The sequence below is a fragment of the Erwinia sp. 2186 genome (assembly GCF_057812255.1).
Genome location: NZ_CM173824.1, coordinates 2,539,554 through 2,556,223, shown reverse-complemented (window position 1 = coordinate 2,556,223; position 16,670 = coordinate 2,539,554). Strand labels below are relative to the sequence as shown.

The window sequence follows — 16,670 nt, the reverse complement described above, 5'->3', positions numbered from 1 at the left end:
GGCAGTCCTTATGAACGAGGCAGGCGGATAAGGTTCGACTATTTTTGCAACTCCGGGCACTGAATATCATCGATCGCTTCGCCGTAGGCGTCGCTGTTCTTATTTCTCAACGCCGCGGCCACGGCCAGGATCTGCGACTCGGTCTGCTTATCGTGCAAGAACGTGGATTTTATTTTTGCATCAGGAATAGCGGTATCAATCTGGCAATGGCTGCGTAAGTCATTGATGATTTTTTGCTGCCTCAATGCATACGCCAGGTCGTCGTAGGGTGCTGCGACGGCCGGGGCCGTCAGCGAAAGTAAAAAGCCAGTCAGAATCGTTTTGCGAAAGTTCATGCTGTAGCTCCTGTAGAAGTTATACGCCGGGATTGATTGAAGTGTATTGCAACATTGGCACATCGCCATCAATGACGTTAAAAGCTGTGGCGAGCAGGATTATTTAATAACAGTGAATGCCTGGCAAAATCTTGTGCGCAGAAATCCGACACGACTCTCAACGGCGTTATTCCGGCGAAATCCCTTTGCACAACAGGGCGAGCGCGTGTTGGACGATCGCTTCACGGGTTTCATCATCATCACCCGGCCGCAGTTGCACCAGGGGCACCAGCACCAGGCTAAGTAGAGAGCTCATCAACAGCACCGTATTGATCTGCGCGTTAATTTTTCCCTGCTGTTTCCAGCCTTCCATAATGCTGAGGATTTTAATGCGCGCTTCTTTGCCAAATTTTTCCTGGATCCGCAGGCGCAGGGGTGAGTTTTCACTGACCGCTTCCTGCATCCACAGGGGGGCAAACCAGCTGTCGCGCTGCGCGGTGGACGCCAGTTCCCTGACCATCTGTTCAATCGCCAGCATCGGTGCGTCAGCGTTGGCGACAAAAACCGCAAAAATACGACTGCGCACCGGCAGGAAACGCTCTTCAATAATGATATCGAGCAGGGCTTCTCTGGAGTGAAAGTAGTAATTCATCATCGCCGGCGTCACACCGGCGTTACGGGCGATGGCGTTCATCGAGGTTTCAGCGATGCCCTGTTGGGCAAAAAGATGGAGCGCAATATCCAGCAGATGATCGCGCTGCTCGACGTTAATCGCACCGCCGCGAGGGCGGCCTGGCTTACGTGGGCCAGTTTTCAGCGGCTTAGCGCCAGAATTTGCTTTCAGTGCGGACATTTTTTACCTGCCTGTTGCGTTCATGTTAAGCTTTGCGGTAAATATTAATTGTGCATTTAATTAATTACAAGCGAGTCATCTCATGGATCCAGAATCCACTTCATTAAATCAACCTGACGTGCAGACCAAAGAGCCTTCTTTGCGTCTGCTGTTTAGCGCGTTACTGCTGGTGATGCTGCTAGCCGCACTGGACCAGACCATCGTTTCAACGGCGCTGCCGACCATCGTTGGCGAGTTGGGTGGGCTGGATAAGCTCACCTGGGTGGTGGTGGCCTATACGCTGGCCTCCACGGTAGTGGTGCCGCTGTACGGTAAGTTCGGCGATCTTTACGGTCGTAAGCCGGTACTGCAGCTGTCGATCGTGTTGTTCCTGCTGGGATCGGCGCTGTGCGGACTGGCGCAAAACATGGATCAGCTGGTGTTGACCCGTGCGCTACAGGGACTTGGCGGCGGCGGGCTGATGGTGGTCAGTATGGCGGCGGTGGCCGATGTGGTTCCACCCGCCACGCGGGGCCGTTATCAGGGGCTGTTTGGGGGCGTGTTTGGCCTGGCCACGGTGATCGGGCCGTTAACCGGCGGCTTTATCGTCCAGCATATGTCGTGGCGTTGGATTTTCTATATCAACCTGCCGCTGGGGCTGCTGGCGCTGGTGATTATTGGTCTGGTGCTGAAGCCCGGCGGCAAGCGCAAGCAGCATGAGATTGATGTGCTGGGCGCCTTTTATCTCAGCATGGCGCTGGTGGGCATCACGCTGTTTACCAGTGAAGGCGGCTCGGTGAAAGCCTGGTCCGATCCGGCATTATGGTGCATCCTGGCGTTTGGTATCGTCGGTGTGATTGGCTTTATCCACGAAGAGCGGCTGGCCTCAGAGCCGATTATCCCGCTGCGGCTGTTCCGCGAGCGCAGCTTCCTGCTGTCGAGCCTGATCGGCTTTATTATCGGCATGTCTTTATTCGGCAGCGTGACATTCCTGCCGCTCTATTTGCAGATAGTGAAAGAGGCAACGCCCACCCAGGCGGGGATGCAGCTGTTACCGTTGATGGGCGGGTTATTACTGACGTCGATCATCAGTGGCCGCATCATCAGCCGCACCGGTAAGTATCGCGTCTTCCCGATTGCCGGCACCTTACTGGCCAGTATCGGTATGGGACTGCTGACCACCATTACCACCGAGTCGCCCACCTGGCATCTTTATCTGTTCACCTGCGTGATGGGAATGGGGCTGGGCATGGTGATGCAGGTGCTGGTGATTGTGGTACAGAACACCGTGGAGCCGCATTTGCTCGGCGTGGCGACCTCATCGGTGACGCTGTTCCGCTCTGTGGGCGGCTCGATTGGCGTGGCGCTGTTTGGCACGGTGTTCAGTCAGGTGCTGAAGTCCGGGCTGGAACGGCTGATACCTGAAGGAACAGAATTGCCGCGCAGCATGGATCCCAAAGCGATACAGCACTTGCCGACGGCCATTCACCATGACTATCTGCTGGCGTTTGGGGATGCCATTCATGCGGCGTTTTTAATGGCGATGTGCGTGATGATCCTCGCCTTTGTTTTATCCTGGTTGCTGCCTGAAGCGCCGCTTCGTCGCGAATAGGCGAGGGGGCTGCATCGGGAAAATAAGCACAGCGCGATGAGGTTAATAAGGAGGCGGTCAGGGGAAATAAGTGCAATTTCACCCCTGAACGTTGCCCGGTGTTATTTTTGCAGCAGGGAAGTTTTGTAAAGATAAGTAAGGTGGGGTGGATAGTTAACACTGGCTGTTTAGTCGGATAATTATCTACGGTATAAGTTGTTATCTTTTATCTCTCCCTGCGGCCGTATTAATGAAACATTTATTCACATTCAAGAATCTGTTCACTCTCGCCTTTATCGTCATTGCGGGATGTTCATCGAAACATGATTCTGGCCGTAACGTTGCAGATAATAATGAGCAGCAAAATAGTAACCTGGCTGAGCAACCCGATTTGATTCCGGTGCTCGCCGCTTTGCACGATCAAATGCACTCATGGCAGGGTACGCCGTATCACTGGGGCGGGACCAACCTGCAGGGCGTTGACTGCTCCGGATTTGTCTGGCGCACCTTGAAGGATCGCTTCAATATTCCGATGGATCGCGTCACCACAAAAGAACTGATTGAAATGGGTAAGCCGGTGGCAAGGAATCAACTGCAAACTGGCGACCTGGTATTTTTCCGTATTCATAATGAGCTGCATGTGGGTTTTTATGATACTCAGGATCAGTTCCTGCATGCGTCAGTCAGTAATGGCGTGATGCGTTCGTCGCTGGATAATCCGTACTGGAAATCGGTTTATTACCAGGCGCGCCGATTGAAAAAAGAAGTTGGGGCGGAAATTTCGTTTAATAGCGATAAGAAAAATCTCTTTCTTGCCAGTAAATAATCGACAACCATATATCGATCGCGGGATCGTGGCGTAATTATCATTGGGCCGCCGTCCTGGCGATTTCCCCGGTGGGTCAGACCGGGGAATTTAACCACTAGCCATTCCTGCTAAGCCAGTTTTCCAGCAGTCGTAAACTGGCTTCCTTCAGACTGTTTTCTCTCCACACCAGATAGTAGGTCAGCTTGCCGCAGTCAACCTGGTGCGCTTCCATGGCGATCAGCGAACCGGCCTGCAGCTCGCTTTCAACCAGCACCCGTTGCGCCAGAGCAATTCCCTGACCTTCAAGCGCCGCCTGATACGCCAGCGCGGAGCTTTCCAGTTCACGCCAGCTCTGTTGCTTCAGGTCGACGCCAAACGCCTCTCCCCAAATCTGCCAGTCATCCGGTCTTCCGCGCACGCTTAACAAGGTATGTTTATTCAGGCTGTCGGGCCGGAAACTTTCTTTTCTGCCCGGCGTCGGTCGACAGACCGGAACCAGCACGTTGCCAACTAAGGCGGTGGCATGGAGTTGCGGCCAGTCGCCGCTGCCCAGGCGGATGGCGGCATCATAATCGGTGGCATCGTCCCAGTCCGAGGCGGTGGTCAGCCGGATATCGATTGCCGGATGCGCCAGCTGAAATGACGTCAGCCTGGGGATTAGCCAGCGCGTGGCGAAGGTGGTAAAAGAGTGCAGGCGGATTACGGATTTCCCTGCGCTACGATGTAAGAGGCCGCCCGCCTTGCGTAAGCCCTCAAAATGCACGCTGACCTGTTGGTAATACGCATTCCCTGCGTGAGTCAGCAGCAATCCGCGTCCCTGTCGGCGGAACAGTTCAGTGGCAAAATGTTCTTCTAACAGGCGCAACTGCCGACTGACCGCACCAGGCGTCACCGACAGGGATTCCGCCGCGGCGCGCACGCTGCCGGTGCGGGCAACAGATTCAAAGGCGAGCAGGGCATTTAACGGTGGAAGCTCACGCACAGAAATTTCCCGATTTAGTTTTTCTCAATGATTGCGTAATTTTAATCGATTGTGGCGAGAATGCTATCGCAGCAGACTCTCGGGACACCTCTTCTCCGTCCGCTTGAGAAGAACCTGTTCAGACGACAACTCAGGAAATCATCATGATCGATGTAATCAATCCCGCCGACGGCTCGGTGATCGGCCAGACGCCGTTAATGAGCCCGGCAGAGGTCGCCGAGGCGATCGACCGCACCTGTGAAGCCTTTCCGGCATGGGCGCTAAAAACCGCCAAACAACGCAGCGATATCATGCGCCGCTGGTATGACCTGGTGCGCGCCGATAAGCGCGTGTTCGCCGAACTGATGGTCAGAGAAAACGGCAAATGCCTGAGCGAAGCGCTGGGCGAAATCGAGTACGGTTTGGGCTTTATCGAATGGTATGCCGAGGAAGCGCGCCGGGTCTATGGCGACACCCTCCCGTCGCACGATGCCAATGCCTCGGTGCTGGTGATGAAGGAGCCGGTTGGCCCGACTGCCGCCATTACGCCATGGAATTTCCCCTTTATGATGATCACCCGCAAGGTGGCCACCGCGCTGGCAGCCGGCTGCACCATGGTGATCAAACCAGCAGAAGAGACACCGCTGACGGCGTGGAAGTTACTGGAATATGCGCGCGAAGCCGGTATTCCGTCCGGAGTTTTTGAAATGGTCACCGGCGATCCGCAAGCGATAGGCGAAGCCTTTACCCGCGACGAGCGTATCCATAAGGTGTCGTTCACCGGTTCGACCCGCGTTGGAAAGATCCTCGCGAGCCAGTGCGGCACCACGCTGAAAAAAATGACCCTGGAACTGGGTGGCAATGCGCCGTTTATCGTCTTCGACGATGCCACGCTTACGGAAGCGGTAGCCGGCCTGGTCAGCGCCAAGCTGCGTAATTCTGGGCAGGTGTGTATTTCGCCCAACCGCATCTTTGTGCAGGAAGGCATTTATTCCCGTTTTGTAGAGCAGCTCATCGCGGCCGTCTCGAAAATTCGGGTGGACCAGGGCATGCAGGAGGAATTTGTTGTCGGGCCGCTGATCAATCAGCAGGCGGTGAAGAAAGTCACGTCGCTGGTGAACGATGCCATTGACCAGGGCGCGACCGTCCATCTGGGTGGGAAACTGCATGAGAAAGGCGGATTATTTTTCCAGCCGACTATCCTCGGTGATTTAGACGACAGCTCAGCACTGCATAACACCGAGATTTTCGGCCCGGTATTCGCCCTGTATCGCTTCAAAACCGAGGAAGAAGCGATCCGTCGCGCCAACAACACCGAATATGGCCTGGTGACCTATGCCTGGACCAACCAGTTTGGCCGCGCTTTCCGCCTGTCGAAACAGCTGGAAGCGGGAATGATCATCATGAATTCCGGCTCGGTCGGCACCGCGTCGGTTCCTTTCGGCGGCATCAAGCATTCGGGATATGGTCGTGAAGGCGGGCGTTACGGTATTGAGGAATATGTGCAGGTAAAATATGTGCTGATGGCCGGACAGCAGCTTTAATCCCCACTTTGGGGACCGCCGCCGCCGATTTTCTTCACCAGCAAGCGTCCATTCTGTGACCGCCATCAACCCAATTGTTGGCTGGCGGGTTATACTGCGATGGTAGGCTACCATACAAGCTAAACAGTATAGCGAGAATTAATCATGCAAATGACGATGCGTTGGTTCGGTCCGGAGCAGGACAAAATCCCCCTGGAGTATTTCCGTCAGGTACCGGGCGTGGAAGGCGTGGTTGGGGCACTGTACGATGTTGCCGTCGGTGAAGTCTGGCCGGAAGAGAAGATTGCCGCGCTGGTGGGTCAGGCTCAGGCCGCAGGTCTGACGATGGAAGTCATCGAAAGCGTGAATATTCACGACGACATTAAGATTGGCCTGCCAAGCCGTGACCGCTACATCGCCAATTATCAGCAAACCATTCGTCATCTGGCCAAAGCGGGTGTGAAGGTGATTTGTTATAACTTCATGCCGGTATTTGACTGGATGAAGACCGATATGAACTACGTGCTGCCAGACGGCTCCCTGACCATGGCCTTCGAGAAGAAGGGTATCGACAAGAGTCTGGAAGAGGTGGTGAAAGAGGTTCTGGAAAATTCCAACGGGTTTGCCTTGCCAGGCTGGGAACCGGAGCGTCTGGGTAAAGTGCAGGAGCTTTTTGCCCAGTATAAAGACGTCGATGATGTAAAACTGCGTGAAAATCTGGCCTACTTCCTGAAAGCGGTGATCCCGGTGTGTGAAGAAGTCGGTGTGAAGATGGCGATCCACCCGGACGATCCCCCGTATTCCATTTTCGGCCTGCCGCGCGTAGTGAAAAACCGCGACGATCTGGACTGGATCTGTAACGCGGTCGATTCCGAGGCAAACGGCATTACGCTCTGCACCGGTTCCATTGCGGAAGATCCGGCTAACGACGTGTACGGCATTCTGGCTGAGTTTTCGCGTCGTAAGCGCATTCACTTTGCCCATGTGCGAAACATCAAAATCATCCAGGACAAGGATTTCTACGAATCGGCGCATCCCACTCAGTACGGCTCCCTGAATATGCTGAAGGTCATTGAGTCGCTGCACGACAATGGCTTTGATGGCTATATCCGTCCGGATCATGGCCGCTTTATCTGGGGCGAGACCGGTCGTCCGGGCTATGGTTTGTACGATCGTGCATTAGGCGTTACCTATCTTCTTGGCTTGTGGGAAGCCGTCAGCAGTAAATAACCTCTCCAGCGGGGAGCTTTCCCCGCTATTTCCCGGTGTCGGCTTACAGATAGATAACATCATTATGAGGGATCATTATGTCGCCTGTATTATCACTTACATGGGTTCTGCTAGGGATTGCGTTATTAGTCGTACTGAATCTCAAATATAAATTTCATAATATCTTTTCGCTGTTGATTGCCGGCGTGCTGGTGGCGATTTTAGAGGGGATCCCGCTAGATAAGATTGTCTCCACGGTACAGCAGGGTATTGGCAGTATCATGGGCCACCTGGCGCTGATTATTATCTTCGGTGCAGTGATCGGTAAGTTTATGACCGAATCCGGTGCCAGCCAGCAGATTGCCGACACGGTAATCCGCCGCTGTGGCACGCGTTACCTGAGCGTCGGGCTGATGTTTATCGGGGTCATCTTCGGTATCGCCATGTTTTACGAAGTGGCCTTCCTGATCGCTATGCCGCTGGTGATGAATATCGCCAAAAATGCCAACATCCCCTATATGAAGCTGGTGATCCCAACTGTTGTCGGTGCAACTATGGGACACAGCCTGTTCCCGCCGCAACCGGGGCCGGTGGCACTCATCAGTGCCTTTAATGCCGATATCGCGCAGGTCTATCTGTATGGCGTGCTGGTGATTATACCTGCGCTGTTTTGTGCCGGGATCCTGCTGCCTAAATTTCTGCCGGGCATTAAAAACATCCCGCTCAATTCGATGATCAAACCCGTTGCCGAGTTAGATCCGCAGTCGCTGCCTTCGTTTAAAACCAGCATTATGGTGCCGCTGATCCCGGCTATTTTGATGATTCTGGCATCAATAATTAAGCCACTGGCCGGCAAGGGGACCTTACTGACGCAGTTATGTGATTTCCTCGGCAGTGCGGAAATCAGCATGTTAATTGCCACTTGTACCGCCATCTGGTTCCTCGGTATCCGACGTGGGATGACCGCGGACGCCGTAACAAATAACGTCAGCCTGTCGATTTCACAGATCGCTAACGTGCTGTTCGTCATCAGCGCCGGTGGGATATTGAAACAGGTGATCATTGATTCGGACGTTGGCGACAGCATTGTCCACGTGATGAGCAGCGTGCCGTTCTCGCCGTTTGTGATTGCCTGGCTGATTACCGCCGTCATTCGCATCCTGACCGGTCAGGGTGCGGTGGCCGCCATTACCTCCGCCGGCATTGTGGCGCCGATGGTCGGTGCCTTCCATCTTAATCCGGCCTTGATGGTGCTGGCCGTAGCCTGCGGCAGTAACACCATTACGCTAATGTATGACGGGGGTTTCCTGCTGTTTAAGGAGACCTTTGGCATCTCGATGAAAGATACCTTTAAGACCTGGGGATTGCTTGAGTTAATTAACTCGGTGGTCGGCCTGGGAATGGTGCTGCTGTTAAGCCTGTGGATCCACTGACACCCGTTCGTTCTGAAGACGCAACCCCCGCTGCAGAGGGGGTTGCGTCGTTATCATCCCGTCCGATTAACGGCTGAGCGTGGCGTTCAGCGCATCAATCGACGTTTGTAACCCCGCCTCGACGCTCATGGTCAGATCTTCCATCTCCAGCGAAACATAGCCGTCGTAGCCGGTCATACGCAGCACCGAAAAGAACTCTTTCCACCAGCGCAGATCCTGGCCACAACCCACCGCGACATAGTTCCAGGTGCGGGTTTTGGTGTTGGTCACCGGCTGATACTCCATCAGCCCATCGATGTCGGCCAGCCCGCGTTCGATGCGCGCATCTTTGCCATGCACATGGTAAACCGCACCCTCAAGCTTGCGCGCTGCAGCGATAGGATCGGCGCCCATGGCAATCAGGTGCGAGGGGTCGAGATTCATCCCGATCATCTCGCCGACCGCCTCCCGCAAACGCATTAATGTCGATGGGTTAAACACCAGCTGGCAAGGGAACTCTTCGATCGCAATCTGCTCAATGCCATGTTCTCTGGCATGGGCGACAAATTTCTTCCACCACGGAATAGCCACTTTGTTCCACTGATAATCAATCACTCCTGGCATATAGCCCGGCCAGGAAACGGTTGAGGTGATCCAGTTGGGTATACGATCTTCCGGTCCGCCGCCGGGCAAACCGCTCATCATCACGATCTTTTTAACACCCAGCTTGCCTGCCAGCTCAACGGTACGATAGCTGCTTTGCGTGTGTTGCTCGCCCAGCTCACCCGGCGCTAAAGGATTCCCTGAGCAGTTAAGGGCAACAATCTCCATTTCACGTTGGGCAAGCGCGTGACGAAACTGGTCGAGCTTTTCTGCCGAGGAGAGCAGTTCTTCAGTATTGACATGCGGGCAGGGCGACCAGCCGCCGGCCGTCATTTCAACGCCGGTAATGCCGTAGCTTTTAACTTTATCCAACATTTTCTCAAACGATAAATCAGCCAGAACGTCGGTACAAAGGGCGAGTTTCATAACATGTCCTTATTCAGAGTCAGAGCATCGTTATAACAGAGAGATGAATGAAAGCGACGCAGTGGCAAAAAGCGTGATTTCAGACTGTGCTGAAGATCAATTATCTGAAGATAAAAAGCGAAATAGCCGTGACGGTTATCCCAGTTGCGATTTAACGCGTTGACATAGCAAGAATGGAGAGAAGCGAAATCAGCGAAAATTGGGCCGAAAAAAGATAACGCGACGGGATTCAGGAAATCAGTTGCGTAGTTTTAATTAACACGCAAAATTGGTCGTACAACAGGCCGCAAGAATAGCGACAAACTCAGCGGAGGCGCCATGCTGACTTTTTGCAGTAACCAACAGCCTTCATCAGGCGGTTTTGCCCAGGACAGTCGTCCCCGGCTGATGTTCATCTGCAAACATCAGGGAAAAGAAGCGGCTAAACCGAGGATAATGCACAAGCATGACGAGCGTTTTGAACTGATGTTTGTAGTTGAAGGGACGGGAAGCTACAACATTGATGGACGTGGTTATCAGGTCAAACGCGGTGACCTGATGCTGTTTAATGTCGGCGTGTTGCATGATGAAAACCCGCATGCGTCAGACGATCTGTTGATGTACAGCTGTGGTGTTGAGCAGCTGAAATTTGAAGGATTGCCGGTTAACGTTCTGACGCCACGTTCGCACATTGCGGTGATGCCCAGCGGTGAGTGTTACGAAGAGATCCGGCATCTTTTTGAGCAAATGTGGCGGCACGTCAGCGCCAAAAAGCTGCATGGTGCGGACATCGGCAACAATCTGTTGAACGTATTGTTACTGATTTGCCGCAGCCTGTGGATCGAAAATAAAGCGCTTGATGACACCACGGAAGTATTATTGGGGCAGCGCATTAAAGATTATATCGACGATCATTATAAAGAGGATATCGACCTGAAATCGATTACCGCTGCCATCAATATGAGTCCGTTTTATCTGGCCCATGTCTTTAAGGATTTCTCAGGCTACTCGCCCAAGCATTATCAGAGCCGTCGAAGAATAGGTGAGGCGCAAAACTTATTACTCAGTACCGAACTGGGCGTGACGGAAGTGGCGAATGCGGTGGGTTACGATAACGTGAATAACTTCCACCGCATATTTAATAATATGGTGGGGATCCCACCGGCCAAATATAAAAAATACTGGCTAACCGGTCAGGCTAAGGCCTGACGATACACCTGCAAATTGACGTTTACCGCGTTCAGTAGCGGCGTGCTGACGCTGTTCCTGGCCGCGCGCAGCAGCAAATCGCCAATCACCTGGTCTGACTCAATGTCATAGCCCTGGCTCAAATCGCGGTACATTGACGAGGTCATCGGCGTGTCAGGGTTGCTGAGGATGGCGTAAATTTTGGCGGTCACCGCCGGGCGAGGGTGATAGCCATCGGCGCTGATGACCGCGAGGATCTCGCTGAACACGCCCTGCAACAGCGCTTCGCCGCCTTGTGACCGCAGGATCTGCTGAGTGTTGCCGCGTGACAGGCAGGTGACCGCGCCCAGCGTGCTGAGCAGCAGCCACTTTTCCCACAGCTCGCTGATAATGTCGTCGCTGAAAATTGTCTCTAAGCCGCAATCGCTTAACGTTGCGTCGACCCGCTGCAGGCGCGCGTCATTGTTGCCATCCAGCGCGCCGTAATAAATTTGCTGCAGCGGCGTCATTTGCACCACTTCGCCATTGGCTCCCAGCGTGGCGTTGATTTTACACAGGCCGCCGATGACACGGTGCTCGCCAAAGCGATCGCGCAGGGTGTCGATATGGCGCATGCCGTTGAGGATCGGCATGATCAGCGTCTCCGGCCCGACCGCCGGCGCGATATCCTGCATGGCCTGTTCAAGGCCGAAGCTTTTGACCGTCAGGATAATCAAATCAAACGGCCCGTTGAGCGTGCTGGCCTGCGCCAGCTGCGGATGCAGCGTCTCGGTTCCACTGGGCGTTTGTAATATCAGCCCGTTTTGCTGCAACTGCTGCAGGCGACGTTCGCGTACCAGAAAGGTTACATCACGACCAGCCTGCGCCAGACGTCCACCAAAATAGCCACCGGTTGCTCCGGCACCCACCACCAGAATACGCATTGAGTGATCCTGTTAAGTCATCAAGAGAACCCCTACCTTAAAACGCGTCGGCAGGCGTTGCCAGCAGAGAAATGTTTCATTCATCTGAGCACGGTGTGTGCTGCTATTCCCCGGATTGTCGCGTAGTCTGGCGAGTCCGGCGCCGCCGTGCCATTCAGCCGGTATTACGGTTACCGTCTTTCACTGAGGAGCAGTTCCATGTTTCACCTGATTTTCAGTTTGCCTTCGCTGTACGTCATTACGCGTTTTATTGGCCCAATGCCCTGGCCACTGTCCGTCCGGCTGGCAACGGCGCTGTTGCTGCTGATCGCTTCTCAGTACCATCTTTTCTGCCGCTTTTCGTCAGGCAGCGTGTTTGCGCCGGAAATGCCGCGCTTTATCGTTATTCTGTTTAACTGGGCGTTCTGCGCCATCTTCCTGATTGCGCTGATGCAGATCGCCACCGATGCGGTCGCGCTGATTTCGCTGATCGTTCAGCACAAAATCACCATTCTGCCGGGCTACCGTTACGCCATCGGACTGATTGCCGTGGTGCTGTCGGCGTATGGCGTGCATCAGGCGATACGGGTGCCGCCGGTGAAAAACATCACTGTGGAAGTCAGCGGTCTGCCGGCCGAGTTTGAAGGCTATAAGATTGTGCAACTGACCGATATGCACATCAGCCGCTTGTTTCCTGCTTCCTGGTCGGCGGCCGTGGTGAAAAAAGCCAACGGACTGGGCGCGGATCTGATTGCGATAACCGGCGATGTGATTGACGGTACCGTTAACAACCGCCGGAAGGATGTTGAACCGCTGCGTGACCTGAGCGCGCCGGATGGCGTGTATGTGATCACCGGCAACCATGAATATTTCTTTGAACAGAAAAAATGGACGGAACACCTGATCCAGCTGGGCATGAAGTCACTGCCGAACAAGCATGCGGTCATCAACCGCAACGGTGCTAAGCTGCTTCTGGCTGGCGTGAACGATCTTTCCGCCAGCAACCGTTCTTCCACCTCATCCGATCTCGATCAGGCGCTGGAAAATGCCCCGGTCGGCGCGCCGATTATCCTGCTGGATCATCAGCCGAGAAATGCCCGCCAGGCCGCGGCACGCGGTGTTCAGCTGCAGCTCTCTGGCCATACGCACGGCGGATTGATTTCCGGGCTCGATCGGTTCTTCGCACCGGCGAACGGCGGTTTTGTTTCGGGATTTTATGATGTGGAGGGGATGACGCTTTACGTCAACAACGGTACCGGCCTGTGGCCGGGCATGGCGCTGAGGTTGGGACGTCCTTCGGAACTGACGTTGATCACCTTAAAAGCCCGCCGCAGCGAGCCCGCAAAAGAAGCCGTGCCTGAGACGGTGGCCCTTGTCAGTGAGTAAAGGCTGAATGCCCCGGCTCTGCGAACTGCTGTTGCGCAGAGCCGGGCGTTTGGTTCAGTTCAATCGCGATCCCGACTTACTCAACCGCAATCGGTTTCTCATCGATCTTGGCCGGCTCATCTCCCTGAATTGTTTTAACCCGCTGTTCAACTTTCTGCACCGCCGCCGCGTCTTTCAGCAGGGAATAGGTGAGGGTGAATTCGGTGCTCTGGCCCGGTTGCAGTTGCTTAACCCGACCCTGTTCTTTTTCGATGGTGACCGGATAGGCGTAGTTGGTGCCCGGTTCAATGCCGGTGACATAACCCTGTTTCAGCGTGTCGGTATTCTTCCACATGGTCAGCAACGGCAGTTGATGGGTATCGAACTCAATCGACGCGCCTTTATCCCCTTTACTGTTAATCACCGCGGCCAGCGTCTTGCCATCTTTGTCCGCTTTCGGCTTCAGGTTAAACACCATCTCATCAAAGTCTTTGGTTGGCGCACCATAGGTTGACCAGCCATCCAGGCCTTTTTTGGCATAGTCATTAAACGGCGATACCGATTCCAGCGGAGCGATAAAGCGGGCGTTCTTCTCGAGGATCGGCGTACCAAAGTTACTGTGATAAATAATCTGGTAATCGTGCGGATAATCCGCCTGGTTGGTCAGCACGTCATGGACGGTAAAGGAGTCGCTGCCCGGCGTATAGCGCAGTTCAGTCCAGGTCTCCAGATTGGCTTTCTTGAAGGTATGTTCCTTCAGCAGACCGCGGATGCGGATTTGGTGCGGCGCCTGGTCATCAACAATCACCTCGACTCTTGATGCTGGCGTATTGCCGGCCTTGCCGTGCAGCGTATAAATAACGCCGTCTTTGGTCACCGGATGGCCGGTCCATTCAAAGCCGCAGCGCACCATCATTTCGTTGAAGCCTTCCAGCCAGCCGAGGCCGTTGCGACTCTCAAGATTTATATAAGCCGGATTAACCACTTCATTCACCGGGGAATCCCACCCCAAACGCACGCCATGACCCTGCACATGCAGTAAATCCATGCCTCGGGTTGGGCTGAGGGTGATAGTCAGGCCGTTGGCGCTGGACAGGGTAATAATTTTCGAACCTTCCTGCTTACCGCCGTGCAACACCTGCTGTTCGATGCTGAAGTTCTCTCCGCCAGCCTTCAGCTGATCGCTGGAGATTTTCCAGTTTCCCTTTTCAGTACTGGTGCTTGTGTCCGTCAGCACCCAGGTTTTAGCTGGGGTCTGGGTACTTATTACCGCGAGTAGTGCGAGGGCCAGGGTACGTTTTTTCATTATTATCTGCCTTTTTGCTGAATTGATTTAGCTGAAAACGTCCCGAGAGTACAAAGCACTGAGCATTAAAAACGTGAACAGGGTCACCGCAAGGTAAATTCGTTGAAAAAGGCGGCAGAACTTAGAGTTTCATCACGAAATCATGAGCGTTATTTTAGTTTTCATCAGCTGAATGTGACCTGGAAGAGGACGAAAAGGGAAAAGCTGAACTCGATTCAGCTGGCTGTCCGGCGAGTGTCCTTGGCTGGCCATCGATCTGATTCGGTCCGGACGTCCGATCAATCCTGCGTGCAACACCTGACTTTCCGGGCGCTTTAGCCGGGGAAAGTTTCACCGGCTGGCCATCAGCGGGTAATTCATCGTCTATGATTATTTTTTACCATGAGTGCCTGAGAACCGGACTCCACCGCGTTTTTTCTTCTCCACCATTATTGCTTTTGCCCATTGCTGGCTTAAACGAGGGAATCGAATGGCGTCCAAATCTTTTATCAAACGTTGGGGTAGTGAGATCGTCGGCGACGGAAAAGTCCGCTTTCGTTTGTGGGCGACCGGGCAAAAAGAGGTGATCTTAAGGCTTGCGGGCGAAGATCATCCGATGACGGCGCAAGCCGACGGCTGGTTTGAATATCAGGCCAGCGGCGTTTCAGCAGGAGCGGAATATAACTTCGTGCTGGCCGACGGCATGGTGGTGCCCGATCCGGCATCGCGCGCGCAAAAATCGGACGTTAACGGTCCGTCGCTGGTGGTCGATCCTGAGCACTACATCTGGCATAACGCCGACTGGAAAGGCCGTCCGTGGTCTGAAAGCGTGGTTTATGAATTGCATATCGGCACCTTCACGCCTGAAGGGACCTTCGCCGCCGCCAGTGAAAAGCTGCCTTATCTGGCCGACCTCGGCATCACCATGATTGAAGTTCTGCCGTTGTCGCAGTTCGGCGGCCGTCGTGGCTGGGGTTATGATGGTGTGCTGCTGTACGCGCCACACTCGACGTACGGCACGCCCGATGATTTTAAGACCTTTGTCGACAGTGCCCACCATCACGGCATTTCGGTGGTGCTGGATATCGTGCTCAACCACTTCGGGCCGGAAGGCAATTATTTGCCGCTGCTGGCACCGGACTTCTTCCATAAAGAGCGGATGACGCCCTGGGGCGCGGGCATCGCCTATGATGTTGCCGCCGCGCGCGACTACATGGTTGAAGCGCCGCTGTTCTGGCTGGAAGAGTACAACCTTGACGGCCTGCGCTTTGACGCCATCGACCAGATTGAAGACAGCTCGGAGAAGCATGCGCTGATTGAAATTGCCGAACGCATCCGCCATCAGTTTCCTGACCGCCATATCCATCTGTCGACCGAAGATTGCCGCAATGTCACCTTCCTGCATCCGCGCGCGGCGGACGGCTCAGCGCCGTTGTTTACCGCCGAATGGAACGATGACTTCCATAATGCGGTACATGTGTTTGCCACCGGCGAAACCCATGCCTATTACCAGGATTTTGCCCGGCAGCCCGAAAAGCTGGTGGCCCGAACGCTGACCGAAGGCTTTGCCTATCAGGGCGAAGTGGCGCCGCAGTCTGGCGAGAAAAGAGGCGTCAGTAGCCTCAGTCAACCGCCGGTGACCTTTATTGATTTCATCCAGAACCACGACCAAATCGGTAACCGGGCGCTCGGCGAACGGCTGATCGATCTGGCGGGTGCCGAGCGCACCCAGGTGCTGCTGGCAATGCTACTGCTTTCACCGCACATACCGCTGCTGTTTATGGGCGAAGAGTATGGCGAAACCCAGCCGTTCCTGTTCTTCACCGACTTCCATGGCGATCTGGCCAAAGCGGTGCGCGAAGGGCGCGCACGGGAGTTCGCTGGGCACGCCGGACACCAGGGGACACGCGTGCCCGATCCAAACGACAAGCAAACCTTCCTCAGCTCAAAGCTTGACTGGGAGAAACTCACCCGCGAAGACGGCAAGCAGTGGCTGGCACTGACAAAACAGCTGCTGACGCTGCGTCAGCAATATATCGTGCCGTTGCTGGACAAGGCCGGCGGAAACAGCGGCAAGGTGCTGAAGACGGCGGAAGGTTTCCTCGCCGTCAGCTGGACCTTCCCGGAAGGTACGCTGTCTATGGCCATCAATCTGGCTGAAACCGCTCAGCCGCTGGTCGAGCTTCCGGGTGAAACCCTGTTCGCCTGGCCTGCCGCTGAAGAAAAGCTGGCGCAAAACGCCATTATTGTCCGTCTGGCCAGGGAGAGCTGA

14 protein-coding genes are annotated in these 16,670 nt (G+C 54.5%); 8 read left to right on the top strand and 6 right to left on the bottom strand.

Annotation, left to right across the window (positions count from 1 at the left end):
• Nucleotides 1-38: 38 nt before the first annotated feature.
• Together ACXKZG_RS11800 and ACXKZG_RS11795 are read right to left on the bottom strand one after the other, a co-directional pair.
• Nucleotides 39-335: a YicS family protein gene (locus ACXKZG_RS11800; RefSeq protein WP_151037479.1), complete on the bottom strand. Its 297-nt coding sequence runs from the start codon at nucleotides 333-335 to the stop codon at nucleotides 39-41.
• A gap of 166 nt (nucleotides 336-501) precedes the next feature.
• Entirely contained in the window at nucleotides 502-1,167 is a 666-nt protein-coding gene (locus ACXKZG_RS11795) for a TetR/AcrR family transcriptional regulator (RefSeq protein ID WP_488874892.1), read from the bottom strand.
• Nucleotides 1,168-1,249: 82 nt separating this feature from the next.
• On the opposite strand from ACXKZG_RS11795, the gene ACXKZG_RS11790 reads away from it, so the two are divergent.
• Nucleotides 1,250-2,758, top strand: coding sequence for an MDR family MFS transporter (locus ACXKZG_RS11790; RefSeq protein ID WP_488874891.1), 1,509 nt, complete (start codon nucleotides 1,250-1,252; stop codon nucleotides 2,756-2,758).
• A gap of 229 nt (nucleotides 2,759-2,987) precedes the next feature.
• Nucleotides 2,988-3,563, top strand: coding sequence for a C40 family peptidase (locus ACXKZG_RS11785; RefSeq protein ID WP_013202151.1), 576 nt, complete (start codon nucleotides 2,988-2,990; stop codon nucleotides 3,561-3,563).
• 97 nt (nucleotides 3,564-3,660) lie between these two features.
• On the opposite strand, the gene ACXKZG_RS11780 is transcribed toward ACXKZG_RS11785, so the two are convergent.
• On the bottom strand, nucleotides 3,661-4,527 hold the full coding sequence (locus ACXKZG_RS11780) for a LysR substrate-binding domain-containing protein (protein WP_134824116.1): 867 nt from the start codon (nucleotides 4,525-4,527) through the stop codon (nucleotides 3,661-3,663).
• 143 nt (nucleotides 4,528-4,670) lie between these two features.
• On the opposite strand from ACXKZG_RS11780, the gene ACXKZG_RS11775 reads away from it, so the two are divergent.
• From ACXKZG_RS11775 to gntP, 3 genes are all read left to right on the top strand, one after another.
• Nucleotides 4,671-6,050: an NAD-dependent succinate-semialdehyde dehydrogenase gene (locus ACXKZG_RS11775; RefSeq protein WP_488874890.1), complete on the top strand. Its 1,380-nt coding sequence runs from the start codon at nucleotides 4,671-4,673 to the stop codon at nucleotides 6,048-6,050.
• 144 nt (nucleotides 6,051-6,194) lie between these two features.
• Nucleotides 6,195-7,259 carry a mannonate dehydratase gene (gene uxuA, locus ACXKZG_RS11770; RefSeq protein ID WP_151037475.1) on the top strand — a complete coding sequence of 355 codons (1,065 nt, stop codon included), beginning with the start codon at nucleotides 6,195-6,197 and terminating at the stop codon, nucleotides 7,257-7,259.
• A 77-nt stretch (nucleotides 7,260-7,336) separates the two neighbouring features.
• Nucleotides 7,337-8,671: a gluconate permease GntP gene (gene gntP / locus ACXKZG_RS11765; RefSeq protein WP_488874889.1), complete on the top strand. Its 1,335-nt coding sequence runs from the start codon at nucleotides 7,337-7,339 to the stop codon at nucleotides 8,669-8,671.
• A 66-nt stretch (nucleotides 8,672-8,737) separates the two neighbouring features.
• Here gntP and ACXKZG_RS11760 read toward each other — a convergent pair whose 3' ends face one another.
• Nucleotides 8,738-9,679, bottom strand: a complete 942-nt coding sequence (locus ACXKZG_RS11760) for a sugar phosphate isomerase/epimerase family protein (RefSeq protein ID WP_488874888.1) — start codon at nucleotides 9,677-9,679, stop codon at nucleotides 8,738-8,740.
• Nucleotides 9,680-9,997: 318 nt separating this feature from the next.
• On the opposite strand from ACXKZG_RS11760, the gene ACXKZG_RS11755 reads away from it, so the two are divergent.
• Nucleotides 9,998-10,867 carry a helix-turn-helix transcriptional regulator gene (locus ACXKZG_RS11755; RefSeq protein WP_488874887.1) on the top strand — a complete coding sequence of 290 codons (870 nt, stop codon included), beginning with the start codon at nucleotides 9,998-10,000 and terminating at the stop codon, nucleotides 10,865-10,867.
• Here the strand turns inward: ACXKZG_RS11755 and ACXKZG_RS11750 are convergent.
• Nucleotides 10,852-11,769, bottom strand: coding sequence for a ketopantoate reductase family protein (locus ACXKZG_RS11750; protein WP_488874886.1), 918 nt, complete (start codon nucleotides 11,767-11,769; stop codon nucleotides 10,852-10,854). The two genes, ACXKZG_RS11755 and ACXKZG_RS11750, sit on opposite strands and share 16 nt — an antisense overlap.
• Before the next feature lie 198 nt (nucleotides 11,770-11,967).
• Here ACXKZG_RS11750 and ACXKZG_RS11745 point away from each other — a divergent pair, with 198 nt between their 5' ends.
• Nucleotides 11,968-13,134: a metallophosphoesterase gene (locus ACXKZG_RS11745; RefSeq protein WP_488874885.1), complete on the top strand. Its 1,167-nt coding sequence runs from the start codon at nucleotides 11,968-11,970 to the stop codon at nucleotides 13,132-13,134.
• 76 nt (nucleotides 13,135-13,210) lie between these two features.
• On the opposite strand, the gene ACXKZG_RS11740 is transcribed toward ACXKZG_RS11745, so the two are convergent.
• Nucleotides 13,211-14,419 (bottom strand): aldose 1-epimerase family protein, encoded by a 1,209-nt coding sequence (locus ACXKZG_RS11740; RefSeq protein WP_346567739.1) that lies wholly within the window; start codon nucleotides 14,417-14,419, stop codon nucleotides 13,211-13,213.
• Between the two features lie 469 nt (nucleotides 14,420-14,888).
• Here ACXKZG_RS11740 and treZ point away from each other — a divergent pair, with 469 nt between their 5' ends.
• On the top strand, nucleotides 14,889-16,670 hold the full coding sequence (gene treZ / locus ACXKZG_RS11735) for a malto-oligosyltrehalose trehalohydrolase (protein ID WP_346567737.1): 1,782 nt from the start codon (nucleotides 14,889-14,891) through the stop codon (nucleotides 16,668-16,670).